Here is a 15,096-nt window from a genome sequence, read left to right as displayed (position 1 = left end):
TTAACCGTCGCCGAGTTTGATTAACGCCGAAGCAGCGTGGGTGGGGCCGGCAGCAAGCGATGTTCTCTTATGCTATCCGGCGGCTTCTGGGCGCGATCCCCACGCTGTTCATCATCATCACCCTGTCGTTCTTCATGATGCGCATGGCGCCGGGCGGCCCGTTCGACAGCCAGCGCCGCCTGCCCCCCGAGATCGAGCACAACATCGAGGCGGCCTATAACCTCGACAAGCCCGTCTACGAGCAATATTTCATTTATCTGGGCAAGCTGGCGCATGGCGATTTCGGGCCGTCCTACAAGACCAAGGATTTCACGGTCACCGAGCTGATCGCCGACGGGCTGCCGGTGACGGTGCGGCTCGGCCTGTCGGCCATCGTGCTGGCGATCTTCATCGGCATGCTGCTGGGCACGCTCGCGGCGCTGAAGCAGAACAAGATCACCGACTATGCCGTGATGTCGGCCGCGATGGTGGGCATCACGATCCCGACCTTCGTCACCGCCCCGATCCTGACGCTGCTGTTCGGCGTCTACGGCATCACGCTGTTCGGCTACGACCTGTCGCTGCCGGTGGCGGGATGGGGCGGCGGGGCGCTGCGCAACATGATCCTGCCGGTCGTCGTGCTGGCGCTGCCGCAGATCGCCTATATCGCGCGGCTGACGCGCGGCAGCATGGTCGAGGTCCTGCATTCCAACTACGTCCGCACCGCCCGCGCCAAGGGCCTGTCGAGCTTCATGATCGTCGTGCGCCACGCCCTGCGCGCCGCCGTCCTGCCGCTGGTGTCCTATCTGGGACCGGCCATCGCGGGCATCCTGACCGGCTCGCTGATCGTCGAGCAGATCTTCGGCATTCCCGGCATTGGCCGCTATTTCGTGCAGGGCGCGCTCAACCGCGACTACACGCTGGTGATGGGCGTCCTGATCTACTACGCCGCGGCGGTGATCCTGCTGAACCTCCTGGCCGACCTGGTCTATGCGGTGCTCGACCCGCGCGTGAGGTATGCGCGATGAGCATTCCCTTCACGCCCGACCGCATCGAAGAGGTCATGGAGCGCACGCTCGACGTGCAGGGCCGCAGCCTGTGGGACGACGCGTTTCGCCGCCTGATCCGCAACCGCGCGGCCGTGGTCGGCATCGCGGTCCTCGGCCTCATCGCGCTCGCCGCGATCTTCGGCCCCTTCCTGCTCGCCTACGACTATTCCTACCAGAACTACGACATCGTCTCCTGCGCGCCGGACTGGTGGCCGGACAAGGTCGTGCTGTGCCATGCCGGCGGCACGCACTGGTTCGGCACCGATTCGCTCGGCCGCGACCTTCTCGCCCGCACCCTGGTCGGCGCGCGCGTGTCGCTCGCGGTGGGCCTGATCGCCACGCTGGTCAGCCTGGTGATCGGCGTCACCTACGGCGCCACCGCCGGCTATATCGGCGGCCGGGTCGACGAGTTGATGATGCGCTTCGTCGACGTGCTCTATTCGATCCCCTACATCTTCCTGGTCATCATCCTGATGGTGATCTTCAACCGCAATTTCTACCTTCTGTTCGTCGCCATCGGCGCGGTGGAATGGCTCACCATGTCGCGCATCGTGCGCGGCCAGACCCTGTCGCTCAAGCAGAAGGAATTCGTCGAGGCCGCCCGCGCCGGCGGCGTCAGCGGCTTCGGCATCGTCACCCGCCACATCATCCCCAACGTGTTCGGACCGGTGATCGTCTACGTCACGCTGACCGTTCCGGCATCGATCCTGGCCGAGAGTTTCCTCTCCTTCCTCGGCCTCGGCATTCAGGAACCGCTGACCTCGTGGGGCGTGCTGATCTCGGAGGGCGCCGCGCAGATGGAAACCGCGCCGTGGATGCTCATCTTCCCGGCCACCTTTATGGCGGTGACGCTGTTCTGCTTCAATTTCATCGGCGACGGGTTGCGCGACGCCCTCGACCCGAAGGACCGCTGACATGCCCACCGGCCCGATCCTGGAAGTCAAGAATCTCGACGTCCGCTTCGCCACGCCCGACGGCGAGGTCCACGCCGTCAAGAACGCGAATTTCGCGATCGACGAGGGCGAGTGCCTGGGCGTCGTCGGCGAATCCGGCTCGGGCAAGAGCCAGCTTTTCATGGCGACGATCGGCCTGCTCGCCGGCAACGGCAAGGCGACCGGCAGCGTCAAATATCGCGGACAGGAGATCCTCGGCGTCAGCCAGACGAAGCTGAACCGCTTCCGCGGCTCCAAGATCACGATGATCTTCCAGGATCCGCTCACGAGCCTGACGCCGCACATGACGGCGGGGTCGCAGATCATCGAGGCGCTGCGCGTCCATTCCGGCCTGCCGCGCGACGAGGCGGAGAAGCGCGCCATCGAGGTTCTCGAACTGGTGCGCATCCCCGAAGCGCGCCGCCGCATGAAGCAGTTTCCGCACGAGCTCTCCGGCGGCATGCGCCAGCGCGTGATGATCGCGATGGCGACCGCGTGCGGCCCCGACCTTCTGATCGCCGACGAGCCGACCACCGCGCTCGACGTGACGGTGCAGGCGCAGATCCTGGAGATCATGCGCGACCTCAAGACCGAACTGAAGACCGCCATCGTGCTCGTCAGCCACGACATGGGCGTGATCGCCGGCGTCGCCGATCGCGTCCAGGTGATGCGCGAGGGCGCGATCGTGGAGAGCGGACCGGTCGACGACATCTTCTACAAGCCGCGCCACGACTACACGAAGATGCTGCTGAGCTCGATGCCGCGCCTCGACCGGCCGGAGCGCGAAGGACACACGCATGCCCCGGCGCCGACCGGCGACAAGCCGATCCTCGATGTGCGCGACCTGAAAGTGTATTTCCCGGTGCGCGGCAATGGCTTCTTCGCCAAGCCCAAGCCGCTGCGCGCGGTCGACGGCGTGAGCTTCACGCTGCGCGAGGGCGAAACGCTCGGCATCGTCGGCGAATCCGGCTGCGGCAAGTCCACCCTGGCGCGCGCCGTGCTGAAGCTCCTGCCCAAGACCGACGGCACCGTGGTGTGGATGACGCGCGACCTCGGCGCGATCTCGCCGGCCGAGCAGCGGCGGCTGCGCAAGGACCTGCAGATCGTCTTCCAGGACCCGCTCGCCAGCCTCGATCCGCGCATGACGATCGGCCAGTCGATCGCCGAGCCGCTGCGCACGCTGCACCCCGAATTGTCGCGCGAGCAGGTCAAGGCCAAGGTGCGCGCCATCATGCAGCAGGTCGGGCTCGAACCGGGCTGGATCAACCGCTATCCGCACGAATTCTCCGGCGGCCAGAACCAGCGCGTCGGCATCGCCCGCGCCATGATCGTCGGGCCCAAGCTCGTGATCTGCGACGAGGCGGTGAGCGCGCTCGACGTCTCCATCCAGTCGCAGATCATCGATCTGATCGTGAAGCTGCAGACCGATCTGGGCATGTCGCTGATCTTCATCAGCCACGACCTGTCGGTCGTGCGCCAGATTTCCCACCGCGTGATGGTGCTCTATCTCGGCCGCATCGTGGAATTCGCCGACCGCGACGCGATCTATATGGACGCGCGGCATCCCTACACCAAGGCGCTGATCTCGGCCGTGCCGATCCCCGATCCCAAGCTCGAACGCGCCAAGTCGCGGGCCAAGCTTTCGGGCGATCTGCCCTCGCCGCTCGACACGCGGGCCCAGCTCAACTTCCTCAAATCGAAGCTGGTCGACGACCCCGAAGTCGAGCAATACCGGCCGAAGCTGCTGGAGGTCGGTCCCGGCCATCTCGTCGCCGAGTTCGACCCCGCCTGATCACTTCAGCCGCTTCACCTTGAACGGCATCATGGAGTCGTTCACCACGAGGTTGTACGAACCGAGCAGCCCGCGACTGATGGTGACCGTGTTCTGCGCGCCTTTCATAAAGTGCGCCTTGTTGCTGTCGCTCTCGAGCTGGCGCCAGATCTGTCCGTTGTCCAGCACTACGATGAACTTGTCGTAAGGGGTGAAAGAATAGTCCTGTACGATGGCGGTGATGCTGTCGAGCCCGGGCGGCGGCTGGTTCGCGGCCACTTCGCCCGGCGGCGGAGGCGGCGGCGCCAGGTTCTCGCCGCCGAACTGCTCCGGCTTGGTCTGCGCGTTGGGCGACACGCCCAAGGCGGGCGTAGCGGCTTGCGGGGACCGGTTGTCGGCGACCGGCGGAGCGGCTGCCGGGGTGGACGGTGCGGCAGCGACTGGCGAGGCAGCGGCCGGCGGGGCCACCGCAACGGGCGCAGTCGCTGCCGGCGCGGCAGGGCCCGTCGCCACGAACGGCGCCACGCGCGGCGCCGCCCGGGCCTGCGCATAAAGCGCGTCGTAGCAGGAGAGCCGGTCGATGCTATCGGCGATCACCCCGCATTTCGCCAAGCCGTCCACCAGATCCTGCCGGGGATCGGCCTGGGCGGCCAGCGGGATCAGCGCCAGGAGGGCAACGGCGGCGAGGCGGGAGAATGTCATCGATGGTTATCCGTCTTGAGGCTTCCGGCCGGCGGTCGAGAGCGCGAAGAATATGGTATCGACGGGCGGTCTGCGAGGGCTTCGAACGGCATGGCAATGAACCGATGGGCGCGTGCCGTCCTTCTTGCGGGGCTTGCCGCAGGCACCGGCGCGGCGCCGGCCTCGGCCCTGACGGTGCTCAATCGCGGCAACGGATCGGAAATCCGGAGCCTCGATCCCCATTTCATCGACGGCGTCGCCGAATCCACCATCGAGGGCGACCTCCTGATCGGCCTGACGACGTCGGACGCGGCGGGCGTGTCGATCCCCGGCGCGGCGACGGACTGGACCGTGTCGCCCGACGGCAAGACCTGGACCTTCCACCTGCGCGAGCATGTCTGGTCGGACGGGCGGCCGGTGACGGCGGCGGATTTCGTCTTCGCCTGGCGGCGCCTGCTCGATCCCCGGACCGGGGCCTCCTATGCCTATAATCTGTGGGTCGTGAAGAACGCCCATGCGATCAGCGCGGCGACGCTGCCGCCCACGGCCTTGGGCGTTCAGGCGGTCGACGACCGGACCCTGGTGGTCACGCTGGAGCACCCGGCCGCCTATCTGCCGCAGCTTCTGACCCACGACACCACCTATCCCTTGCCGCGCCATGTCGTGCTCGCCCAGGGCAATGGCTGGTCCAGGCCCGGCAATTTCGTCGGCAACGGGCCGTTCGTGCCTCGCGAATGGGTTCCGAACGACCACCTGACGCTGGTCAAGAATCCGCGCTTCTACGACGCCCAGCGCGTGCGGATCGACGTCGTGAATTTCTATCCCACGGCCGACAGCAACGCGGCGCTGCGCCAGATCCGCGCCGGCGAACTCGACATCCAGACGCCGATCCCGCTGACGCAGATCGAATGGCTTCGCCGGACCATGCCGGCCCTGCTCCACACCAAGCCGGCGCTTGCCCTGTCCTACATCTCCATCAATCTGCAGCACCCGCCGCTGAACGATTTGCGCGTGCGCCGCGCGCTCAACCTCGCCTTCAACCGCGAGATAGTGACGCAGAAGGTCCTGCGGCTGGGCGAGCCGCCCGCCTATGGCATCGTGCCGCCGGGCACCGCGAACTATCCGGGCGAGCAGTCCTACGACTTCCGGCCCCTCTCCGCCGCCGAGCGCCTGAAAAAGGCCCAATGGCTGATGAACCGCGCCGGCTACGGGCCCGACAACCCGTTGCGGCTCAATTTCGAGACCTATGACGAGCCGAACAACAAGCGCGTCGCCGCCGTGCTTCAGGCGATGCTGCGCGAGATCTGGGTCTATATCGACATCAGCGCCATCGACGCCGCCGTGCACGGCCGCAACATGAACCAGGGCAATTTCGACCTGGGCGCCGCGTCCTGGTACGCCGACTTCAACGACGCCAGCAATTTCCTCGACCTCTTGCGGTCCGACGCCGGCAACAATTACGGCCGCTACCGGAACCCGGCTTTCGACGCCATGCTGAACACGGCCCAGCAGGAACCGGACGCGGCCAGGCGCGGCCGGCTTCTGGCCGCGGCCGAACGCGTGGCGCTCAGGGACTATCCCTGGATCCCGATGCGCTTCCGCACCAGCCAGGACCTCGTTCAGCCTTATGTAAAGGGTTGGGTGGACAATCCGCGCGATCTGCACCGGACCCGCTGGCTGTGGCTCGACCGGGCGGCCCATTGAGCCGCAGCACGGGTCGCCGGCGAATCCGCTATATAGATTGTGTCGACAAGGGGCTTTTGTACATGTCCGCAGCGCGGTTCGCCGCTATCGCCGTCCTGATCCTGCTCAGCGCCTGCACCAAGTTCGGCACGGCGAGCCGGACGATCCATTCGCCCGACTATCTCGTCCGCGGCAATGGCAGCGAGATCAAGAGCCTCGACCCGCACTATATCGACGGCAATTGGGAGGCCTTCGTCGTCGGCGACCTGCTGGTCGGGCTGACGACCGAGGCGGCCAACGGCAAGCCGATCCCGGGCGCCGCGACGAGCTGGGAGACCTCGCCGGACGGCAAGACCTGGACCTTCCACCTGCGCGACCATGTCTGGTCCGACGGCGTGCCGGTGACGGCGCAGGATTTCGTGTTCGCCTGGCGCCGCATCCTGGAGCCGGCGCGCGGCGCGCCCTATGCCTATTATCTCTGGCTGATCAAGAACGCCCAGAAGATCAGCGAGGGTAAGCTGCCGACCGACGCGCTCGGCGTGGCCGCCAAGGACGACAAGACGCTGGTCGTGCAGCTCGAACATCCGGCGCCCTACATGCTCGAATATCTTCTGCACCAGGCGGTGTTTCCCGTGCCGCGCCACGTCGTGATGGCGAAGGGCGACGCCTGGGCCAAGCCGGAAAACTATGTCGGAAACGGCCCGTTCCTGCCGAAGGAATGGGTGCCGAACGACCATCTGACGCTCGTCAAGAATCCGCGCTTCTATGACGCGGCCAATGTGCGGCTGCAGACCGTCATCTACAAGCCGACCTCGGACACGCTGGCGGCGCTCAAATCGATCCGCGCCGGCGAGCAGGACACGCAGACCCTCATCCCCGCGGCCGAGATCGCCTGGATGCGCCACAACATTCCCCGCGCCCTCCAGCTCAACCCGACGCTGGCGGTGAGCTATCTGGTGGTCAATTTCCAGCGCAAGCCGTTCCAGGACCGCCGCCTGCGCGAGGCCATAGCGCTCGCCCTCGACCGCGAGATCCTGTGCAACAAGATCCTGCGGCTGGGCGACGTTCCGGCCTATCACTTCGTGCCGCCGGGCGTGGCGAACTATCCGGGCGGCGCCCATCTGGACTTCCAGTCCCTGACGCATGAGCAGCGCCTGGCCAAGGCCCGTGCGCTGATGGTCGAGATGGGTTATGGCCCGAACAACCACTTCCGCACCACCTTCGACACCTCGACCACGCCCGACTCGAAGCGCAGCGCCGCGGTGCTGCAATCGATGCTGCGCGCGGTCTATATCGACGTGGATATCGTCACCTCGGATGGGCAGTTCTTCTACAAGAAATTGCAGGAAGGCCAGTTCGAAATCGCCACCAGCGCCTGGATCGGCGATTTCGACGACGCCGGCACGTTCCTCGATCTGCTGCAATCGGAGAGCGGCAACAATTACGGCAAGTACAACAATCCGAAATTCGACGCACTGCTGGCGAAGTCCTACCAGACGCTCGACCTCAAGGCGCGCGGCGAGCTTTTGCGCGACGCGGAACAGATCGTGCTGGACGATGTCGGCGTCATTCCGGGCCGCTTCAACGTCACGCAGGACATCGTGGAGCCCTATGTGAAGGGGTGGATTCCCAACATCCGCGACATGAACCGCTCACGCTGGCTATGGATCGACCCGACCGCGACGCCCGAGCGCGGCAACTGAACTGGCCGGGCATCCCGGCGCTCGTGCCGTGATATCGCGCAAGCGGCTTTCTAGAGCGCGGCGAAGGCTTCGTCGGCCTTGTTCAGCGCCTCGTCGATGTCGGCGTCGGTCATTGCCGCGCACATGAACATGTTGTGCCAGGCATGAACGTAGATGCCGCGACGGACCATTTCCGATGCCCAGGCATAGCCCTTCTTGAGCTCCGGATCGCCGTCGAACAGGATCAGCGGCATCTGGGCCGGCCCGGTCTGGCGGATGCCGAAGCCGCGGTCCCGCGCGATGGCGGCGAGCCCGCTGCGCAACCGCTGGCCGACCCGCGTCGTATGCTCCAGATAATCGGTGGTCTTTATGATCTCCATGGCCGCGACGCCCGCGGCCATCGCGACGGCGGCGAACCAGAACGACCCCGTCACGTAGAGAGAGCCGGCGGCCGCGCGAAGCTTGTCGGAGCCGAGCAGCGCGGAAATCGGATAGCCGTTCGCGATGGCCTTTCCCCAGCAGGAGAGATCCGGCGTCACGCCGACCAGCGACCAGCTGCAATCGCGCGCCAGGCGGAAGCCGGCCCGCACGTCGTCGACGATCAGAACCGCCTCCCGCTCGTCGCAAAGCTGCCGGACGCGCTTCGCATAGGCCGGGTCGGGCATTTGCTGATCGACAAAGGCGTCGTGCTTGAACGGGGCGGCGAAGACGCCGGCGAGATCGTTTCCGGCTTCCTTTGCCGCGGCGTCGAAGCTTTCGATATCGTTGTATATATAAGTGATGAGGTGCGCCCGGTCTTCGGGCAGCGTCCCCGTCGGATTGGGCGTGCACCAAGGCGCGGCACCATGATAGGCGCCCTTGGCAACCAGTATCTTGCGCTTCTTGGTGTGCGCCCGCGCCGCCATCATCGCCATCGTCGTGGCGTCGGTTCCGTTCTTGCAGAACATCGCCCAATCGGCATGGCCGACCATCGCGACGAGCTTCTCGGCGAATTCCACCATCGCCGGAGCGGGTCCTGTCATGGCGTCGCCCAGCTTTTGTTGCCGCGCCGCCGCCTCGGCGACGCCCGGATGGCCATAGCCGAGAAGATTGGGGCCGAATCCGCACATGAAATCGAGGTAGCCGTTGCCGTCGACATCCCAGAGCCGTGCGCCTTCGGCGCGCGCGAAGAACTGCGGATAGTTCTCCGGTTGCATCCGCACGGATTCGTGCCCGTACATGCCGTTGGGGATGACCGCGAAGGCGCGGTCGCGCAGCGCACGGTCTTGCGAGTTCGTCATGGCCATCGCGCGCGCCCTCAGAAACGGTAGTTCAGCTCGCCGCCGAATGTTCGCGGTTCGCCCATGATGCCCTGAAAGAAGCCGACCGAGCTCAGATCGAAGATGTCGAGATAATATTTCTGGCCGGACAGGTTGTGGACGAAGCCCGCGACTTCCCACTGGTCGTCATCGAAGGAATAGGCGATGCGCGCATTCTCAAGCCAGTAGGCCCGCTGGGCGAGATACGGGCTGTTGGCGATGTCGAAGAGTTGGTGGCTCTTGAACGACGCATTCACCTGGAAGTCGAGATTGCCGTCCTCGAACGGCACGCGATAGTCGGCCGACGTGGTCAGCGTGACATGCGGCGCCAGCGGAAGCTGGTGCCCATGGTCGGTGACGGGGTTGCCCGCCAGATCGAGCGACAGGGTCTCGTCGGAATCGACCTTCGCCTGCAGAAGGCCCATCTGGGCCGTCAGCGTGAGGTTGTCGATCGGCTTGCCGACGACACTGAGGTCGGCGCCCATCATGTGCGCATGCCGCGCATTGGACAGCACGTTCGCTTCGGTGAGCGTGCCGAGAACCGGCGTCAGCACGAAAATCTGCAGATCGCGGTATTGGTTGTAGAACAGCGACGCGTCGAACAGCAGGCGGTCGTCGAAGAACGTCGTCTTGGCGCCGACCTCGAACGACGTGACGTTCTCCGGCTTGACCGGCTGGAGCTGGGCCACGGCCTGCGCCGGGTCGGTGGACAGGAAGCTGCCGTTGAAGCCGCCGCTCTTGAAGCCGGTCGAAACCGATGCATACGTCATCACCGTGTCGCTGACGTGATAATCCACCGCCGCCTTCCAGTTGAACGACTGGTCGGCGAGCTTGTTGAAATACCCCGACACGATCGGCGTGACGGGGCCGAGATTGTCGATCCCGTTCACCTGAACCTGCTGCCCCGAATTGTAGAGGAAGCTCTTGCTCTCGCCGGTGAAGCGGGCGCCGAGCGTGACCTTCAGCGCATCGGTGATGCTGTAGTCGCCCTGCCCGAACACCGCGTAGGAGTTCGTGATCTGCCGGCTGTTGTCGAAAAGGATTGTCGCGGTCAGCGGGTTGGGATTGTTGGGGTCGGGCGAAGCGTCGCCGGCGCCCGGACCGAAGAAATCGTCGACGTCGAGCAATTCGGAGATCGGCTGGTTCTGGTGCAGGTTCTCGCCGAGATAATAGAAGCCGACGAGCCAATTGTAGGTATCGGTGGACTGCGAGATGCGCAGTTCCTGCGAGACGTCCGTCGAATGGACGCCGAAATTGATCTCCAGCAGCCGGTTCGGCCCGGAGTCCGTATCCTCCGGATGGTTCTTGTCGTCCCGCTCGAACGAGGACAGCGAGGTGATCGTGAGCGAGCCCAGCGTATAGTCGGCGCGCAGCGAGACCCCGCCCGAACGGACATCCAGATGCTCGCGCCGGTTATAGGCGCCGCTGTAGAAGTTCTTCGGCGTGCCATAGCCGAACAGGTCGACGCAGGTGCTGTTCGCAGAGGAGACCTGCTGCGGGCTGCATTCCGCGAAGGTGTTGGGATCGAGAGCGCCGAGGTGGCGGTATTCCGCGGGCCGGTTCGCCACTGAGCCGCCATGGACGTTCAAAAGGAACGTGAGGTCCGAAGTCGGCTTCCAGAGAAGCTGGGCGCGGCCGGCGATGTTGTTGGCGCCGTTCTCGCGCGTACCCGTGAAGCTGTTGTAGGTGTAGCCGCCCGAACCGTTCTTCACGATGGCGATGCGGCCGTCCAGGTTATCGGTGATGGCGCCGCCCAGCGCGCCTTCGACCTGGTAGTCGTCGAAGGAGCCGAACTCGGCGTGCAGGTTGCCGGTGAAGGCGTCGGTCGGCTTTGCCGAGATGAAGTTGATCGCGCCACCCGATGTGTTGCGGCCATAGAGCGTGCCCTGCGGCCCTTTCAGGACCTCGATCCGTTCCAGGTCGAACGCCTGAAAGGTCTGCGACGCCGGCGAGGCGAGATAGACCTCGTCCATGTAGACGCCGTTGGGGCCGGCATTGTTGGTGTCGTAATCGTTCAGGCCGACGCCGCGGATCGTGATGATCGGCTGATTGCCCGCACCGGCCGGCAGCGCGATGGCGACATTCGGCGTGAACTGACTGAGATCGGTCGATGATTTGATGCCGAGGTCGGAAATCTGCTTGCCGGTGATCGCCTGGATCGTGATGGGGACGGCCTGGATGTCTTCGCCGCGGCGCTCCGCCGTCACCACCACCGTCTCGACGCCGCCGGCGGTGTCCGAAGTTTGTGCAAATGCCGGAGCGATTGCACAGGGAATGGCCAAACAGAGTACTGCCGACTGGAGGCGAATACGCAACATAATTCCCCCTACGCAAGTGCAACAAAAATATGATAGCTATAACTATAGTTTGCAAGTTATTTTTTGACTCGCGGCTTCGCGAACGACGCCACGTAGAGCGCGGTCATGTACGAAATCTCCCGCAGGAAGAGATCGCCGTCGAGTTCAGGCTGGTCGACGACCAGTTCCAGCGTGGCGTGCATGACCTCGACGCACAGGGTGGCCGCGACGCGCAGCGTCTTCCGGTCGGCGTCCGGATAGCGCTCGACCAGCGCGGCAAAGTCGCGCTCCGCCACCTGTTCGCGCGACGCAATGCGCACCGCGCTGAGCGTCGGCACGGCCCGCAGGGCGCGCATGATCCAGCCGCCGCCCGGGAATGTCTTCGTGATGCGATCGACATCGCGCAGGATGGCCTGCCGCGCCTTCGCCATGCCGCCAACGCTTGCCGGCCAGGCGCTGCCGTAACGGTCCTGCCAGGCGAAGACCGCCTTGTCCTGCACCGTCATGAGGCGCGCGCCGAGCTCCTTCAGAAGCGAATATTTGTTCGGGAAGTAGCGATAGAGTGCCGGCGGCGTGAGCCCCGCGCGCTTGCACACGAGGTTCGTCGACAGCCGCTCGATGCCCACTTCGACCAGAATCTCGCCGGCCGACCTGAGGATCGCATCGTAGGTGGAGCGGGAGCGATCCTGCAGCGGCGGGCCGTTCATCTCGAGCCGAACCTTCGGCGGCGCCGGGCGGCTTTTCTTCGCGAGCCGGCCGGCGCGTGGCGTCACCCGCTTCTGCATATCGACAGCTCGACCATCCGTGTTCACCGACCGAAAGAAGATAGCGACCGCTACTATTCTGGCAAGGACCGCGCGCCGTGCGCGGAAGAATCTTCGCCGCAGGACGCGGTGTGCGCTGGCCGTGCCGGGGCGCCGCTGTTAGCCTGCCGGCGACATGCGATGATGTGAAGGCCAGATGCAATCCGTTTCATCCGAAACTGTCCCCCCGCTCGGCCCGGCGCCGAGCGGCGTCGCCGGGCTGGAACTGGAATCGGGCCTCGTGCCCAGCGGCCCGCGAGATTCCTGGCACGTCATCGCCAGCAGCATGGTGATCGGCACCGCCTCGCTGATGATATTGGGCGTGCAGCCGGTGCTGCTGGGCGCGCTGGCGCAGGAGGGCCGCGTCGATGAAGCCTCGCTCGGCCGGCTCGCGACGGTGGAGGTGCTGGCGCTGGCGATCGGATCGGCGGTGGGCGCACAGGTCCTGAGCCGGGGCAGGATCGCCGCCAAGGTCGCCGCCGGCGCGGTGTTGCTGGCGCTGCTGGATGCGGCGATCTATGTCTCGCACACCACGCTCATGCTGTTCGCCACGCGCGGCGCCGCCGGTTTCCTGGAAGGCTTCATCCTGGGCGCCGCCATCGTGGTCATCACCCATTCGAAGAGTCCCGATCGCCTGAACGGACTGTTCCTGGCGCTGCAGACGATCCCGCAGGCCGTGCTGGCCTATGTCTTTCCCGCGATCCTGCTGCCGCGGATCGGCGCCGATGGCGGCTTTCTCATCCTGGCCGCGATAGCCGCGATTTCCGCCGCGGCGGCGTTCGTCCTCACCGAGCGACGGCCGCCGCCCAGCGCCGAAGCCGCGGCCGGCGGCAAGGTGTGGACGCTGCCCGTCATCGGGATCCTGGCGGGCATCACCTTGCAGAACGCCGCGATCGGCGGGGCGTGGGACTATGCTGAGCGCATCGCCGCGCAATATCACATCGCGCCGGACGTCGTGGGGTCCGCGCTCGCCTTCAGCCTTCTGGCCCAGGTGGCCGGCGCCTTCGCCGTCGCGGGCTTCGCCTGGCGGCTGCCGTTTCGCGCCGTCACCGTGCTGGGGCCGTTGTGCCAGGCGATCGTGATCGCGCTGATCGCGACGGCGCAATCGACCGCGGCCTATGTCGTGGCAACGGCGCTGTTCGGCCTGTTCTGGCTGGCGCTCAATCCGTTCCAGGTGCGCCTGCTAATCGACATGGAGCCGTCGCGACGCGCCGTGATGCTGGGAACCGCGATCACCATCTTCGGCCTGAGCGCCGGGCCGTTCCTCTCCTCGTTCGGCGTCACGCCGGGCGATGTGCGCGGCGCGTTCTGGATCGCCGCCGCGCTCACGACGCTCGGGTCGGCGATGTTCGCGGTGTCGATGATCGCGCATTACCGTGCCCGGCCCGGGAGTTAACGCCCGGCAAGCACGAGATTCTGCAGCGCATTGGCGATGACCTCCTGATAGATCGGCCGCATCCGCCGGCCCATCGGCCGGGGCAGCGCGAGCGCGAGCCGGCTGCTCGATGCCGCGAAGTGGAGCAGGAACACGCAGACCGCCATCAACTCCTCGCGGTCGGCCTTCGGGAAGAAGGGCCGTGCCACATCGTAAAATAACCGTGCGTTCTTCAGCGTATCGGCGACGTCCAGCGCCTGAAGCGCCGCGTCGGTCTGCACGACCGACCAGATGTTGCGATAGAGCGGATCGCGCTGGTGCATCTCGAAATAGAGCTCATAGACCGACTGCACCGTGGCGATGAACTCGTCCGCGCTGGCGGCCGCCCAGATGTGCTCGCGCAGCATCGCCTCCACCTGCGCGAAATGCTGCAACAGGATGGCGCGGTTGATCGCGCGTTTGTCGGCGAAATAGCGATAGACCGCGCCGATCACGACGCTCGATCGCTTGGCGATCTCCGACATCGTGACCGCCTCGCCCTTCTCCGCCGTCAGCGCCATCGCGGAATCGAGAATGCGCTGCACGGTCTCTTTCGAGCGTACCTGCTGCGCCTTCGTCCGGGCCACCTTGCGCGGCTGCTTCTTTTTCCGAGCGTTCCAGCTTGTCATGAAAAACGTGATACTGTATCACGTATTGAAATTCAACATCTGTGTGCGGACGGGTCATGGGCAAAACGGCGATCATCACCGGCGGCGGCGGCGCCATCGCAGCGGCGCTGGCGCGCAAGCTGGCGGAGCGCGGCTATGCGCTCACCCTCGTGGACATCGACGAGGCGCGACTGGCCACCAACCGGTCCGCGCTGCCGGACGGCACGCAGACGGTGGTCGCCGACCTGTCCACCGGCGCGGGCCGCGAGTCCGTCGCCCAGCTTATCCAGGCGCGCCCCGAACCCGATCTGCTGGTCAACAATGCCGGGATCATCCGCCCCGGCAATATCGTCGATCTTTCCTTCGCCGAGATCGAGCGCCACATCGCCATCAACCTGATCGCGCCGATGCAACTGACCAAAGCGGCGGCCGAGGTCATGGTGAAGCGCAAGACCGGTGCGATCCTGTCGATCGTCTCCGCCGCCGGTCTCGTCGCGCTGCCGGGAAGCGCCGCGTACAGCGCCTCGAAATTCGGGCTGCGCGGGTTCCTGACGGCGGCAAGCCTCGAACTTGCGCCGCACGGCGTGAAGGTGGTGGGCGTGTTTCCCGGCGCGGTCGACACGCCGATGCTGCGCTACGAAGCCACCCATGGCGGCTCGGTGCTGAATTTCCTCAACAAGGACGTGCTGAGCGCCGAGGACGTCGCCGCCGCCTGCCTGCGCGCGCTCGACGGCACGAGGCTGGAGACCCACCTGCCCTTCTGGGACAGCGTGACGGCGAAAATCGTCTGCATCGCGCCGGGACTTTTGCCGCGCATGATCCCGACCTTCCAGAAGCAGGGCGAGAAGGGCCTGAAGCGCTTCCTGGAAAGCCGCGGCCTGACGGCGGAGGGCTGACCA

The 15,096-nt window shown here is 65.7% G+C and carries 12 protein-coding genes; 7 read left to right on the top strand and 5 right to left on the bottom strand.

Annotated features, from left to right (window positions below; all coding sequences use genetic code 11):
* Window positions 1-59: 59 nt before the first annotated feature.
* The 3 genes from oppB to WDM86_03120 are packed head-to-tail and all read left to right on the top strand — an operon-like array spanning window position 60 to window position 3,752.
* Entirely contained in the window at window positions 60-1,007 is a 948-nt protein-coding gene (gene oppB / locus WDM86_03130; protein ID MEI9989009.1) for an oligopeptide ABC transporter permease OppB, read from the top strand.
* A complete protein-coding gene (locus tag WDM86_03125) occupies window positions 1,004-1,942 on the top strand; it encodes an ABC transporter permease subunit (GenBank protein ID MEI9989008.1) in 939 nt (312 codons plus the stop codon). The genes oppB and WDM86_03125 overlap by 4 nt, the downstream gene beginning before the upstream one ends.
* A 1-nt stretch (window position 1,943) precedes the next feature.
* The gene (locus tag WDM86_03120) at window positions 1,944-3,752 is read left to right on the top strand and encodes an ABC transporter ATP-binding protein (protein ID MEI9989007.1); all 1,809 of its coding nucleotides are present in this window, start codon (window positions 1,944-1,946) and stop codon (window positions 3,750-3,752) included.
* Here WDM86_03120 and WDM86_03115 read toward each other — a convergent pair whose 3' ends face one another.
* The gene (locus tag WDM86_03115) at window positions 3,753-4,433 is read right to left on the bottom strand and encodes a hypothetical protein (protein ID MEI9989006.1); all 681 of its coding nucleotides are present in this window, start codon (window positions 4,431-4,433) and stop codon (window positions 3,753-3,755) included.
* 96 nt (window positions 4,434-4,529) lie between these two features.
* On the opposite strand from WDM86_03115, the gene WDM86_03110 reads away from it, so the two are divergent.
* Both WDM86_03110 and WDM86_03105 read left to right on the top strand, forming a co-directional pair.
* Complete coding sequence (locus tag WDM86_03110; GenBank protein ID MEI9989005.1) at window positions 4,530-6,116, top strand: peptide ABC transporter substrate-binding protein; 1,587 nt, start codon at window positions 4,530-4,532, stop codon at window positions 6,114-6,116.
* A gap of 62 nt (window positions 6,117-6,178) precedes the next feature.
* Window positions 6,179-7,798 carry a peptide ABC transporter substrate-binding protein gene (locus WDM86_03105; protein ID MEI9989004.1) on the top strand — a complete coding sequence of 540 codons (1,620 nt, stop codon included), beginning with the start codon at window positions 6,179-6,181 and terminating at the stop codon, window positions 7,796-7,798.
* Between the two features lie 50 nt (window positions 7,799-7,848).
* Here the strand turns inward: WDM86_03105 and WDM86_03100 are convergent, their stop codons facing one another.
* The 3 genes from WDM86_03100 to WDM86_03090 form a co-directional block, all read right to left on the bottom strand.
* A complete protein-coding gene (locus tag WDM86_03100; protein ID MEI9989003.1) occupies window positions 7,849-9,057 on the bottom strand; it encodes an aminotransferase class III-fold pyridoxal phosphate-dependent enzyme in 1,209 nt (402 codons plus the stop codon).
* A gap of 17 nt (window positions 9,058-9,074) precedes the next feature.
* Window positions 9,075-11,282 (bottom strand): TonB-dependent receptor, encoded by a 2,208-nt coding sequence (locus WDM86_03095; protein MEI9989002.1) that lies wholly within the window; start codon window positions 11,280-11,282, stop codon window positions 9,075-9,077.
* Between the two features lie 167 nt (window positions 11,283-11,449).
* Entirely contained in the window at window positions 11,450-12,157 is a 708-nt protein-coding gene (locus WDM86_03090; protein MEI9989001.1) for a TetR/AcrR family transcriptional regulator, read from the bottom strand.
* A gap of 175 nt (window positions 12,158-12,332) precedes the next feature.
* Between WDM86_03090 and WDM86_03085 the strand changes: the two genes are divergently transcribed.
* Window positions 12,333-13,571, top strand: a complete 1,239-nt coding sequence (locus WDM86_03085) for a hypothetical protein (GenBank protein MEI9989000.1) — start codon at window positions 12,333-12,335, stop codon at window positions 13,569-13,571.
* On the opposite strand, the gene WDM86_03080 is transcribed toward WDM86_03085, so the two are convergent.
* The gene (locus WDM86_03080; protein ID MEI9988999.1) at window positions 13,568-14,176 is read right to left on the bottom strand and encodes a TetR/AcrR family transcriptional regulator; all 609 of its coding nucleotides are present in this window, start codon (window positions 14,174-14,176) and stop codon (window positions 13,568-13,570) included. The genes WDM86_03085 and WDM86_03080 overlap by 4 nt on opposite strands.
* A 98-nt stretch (window positions 14,177-14,274) precedes the next feature.
* Between WDM86_03080 and WDM86_03075 the strand changes: the two genes are divergently transcribed.
* Complete coding sequence (locus WDM86_03075) at window positions 14,275-15,093, top strand: SDR family NAD(P)-dependent oxidoreductase (GenBank protein ID MEI9988998.1); 819 nt, start codon at window positions 14,275-14,277, stop codon at window positions 15,091-15,093.
* Window positions 15,094-15,096: the final 3 nt, after the last annotated feature.

Origin of the sequence: Rhizomicrobium sp., assembly GCA_037200045.1 — a bacterium.
Classification (GTDB): Bacteria; Pseudomonadota; Alphaproteobacteria; order Micropepsales; family Micropepsaceae; genus Rhizomicrobium.
The sequence above is the reverse complement of the archived record's forward strand: the minus strand, read 5'-3'. Positions and strand labels throughout refer to the sequence as shown.

Excerpts from the sequence above, each read along its gene's own strand:
- WDM86_03085 (MEI9989000.1), top strand. The coding sequence starts at position 12,333 with ATGCAATCCGTTTCATCCGAAACTGTCCCCCCGCTCGGCCCGGCGCCG.
- WDM86_03115 (MEI9989006.1), bottom strand. The coding sequence starts at position 4,433 with ATGACATTCTCCCGCCTCGCCGCCGTTGCCCTCCTGGCGCTGATCCCG.
- WDM86_03075 (MEI9988998.1), top strand. The coding sequence starts at position 14,275 with ATGGGCAAAACGGCGATCATCACCGGCGGCGGCGGCGCCATCGCAGCG.
- WDM86_03105 (MEI9989004.1), top strand. The coding sequence starts at position 6,179 with ATGTCCGCAGCGCGGTTCGCCGCTATCGCCGTCCTGATCCTGCTCAGC.
- WDM86_03120 (MEI9989007.1), top strand. The coding sequence starts at position 1,944 with ATGCCCACCGGCCCGATCCTGGAAGTCAAGAATCTCGACGTCCGCTTC.
- oppB (MEI9989009.1), top strand. The coding sequence starts at position 60 with ATGTTCTCTTATGCTATCCGGCGGCTTCTGGGCGCGATCCCCACGCTG.
- WDM86_03100 (MEI9989003.1), bottom strand. The coding sequence starts at position 9,057 with ATGACGAACTCGCAAGACCGTGCGCTGCGCGACCGCGCCTTCGCGGTC.
- WDM86_03090 (MEI9989001.1), bottom strand. The coding sequence starts at position 12,157 with ATGCAGAAGCGGGTGACGCCACGCGCCGGCCGGCTCGCGAAGAAAAGC.
- WDM86_03110 (MEI9989005.1), top strand. The coding sequence starts at position 4,530 with ATGAACCGATGGGCGCGTGCCGTCCTTCTTGCGGGGCTTGCCGCAGGC.
- WDM86_03125 (MEI9989008.1), top strand. The coding sequence starts at position 1,004 with ATGAGCATTCCCTTCACGCCCGACCGCATCGAAGAGGTCATGGAGCGC.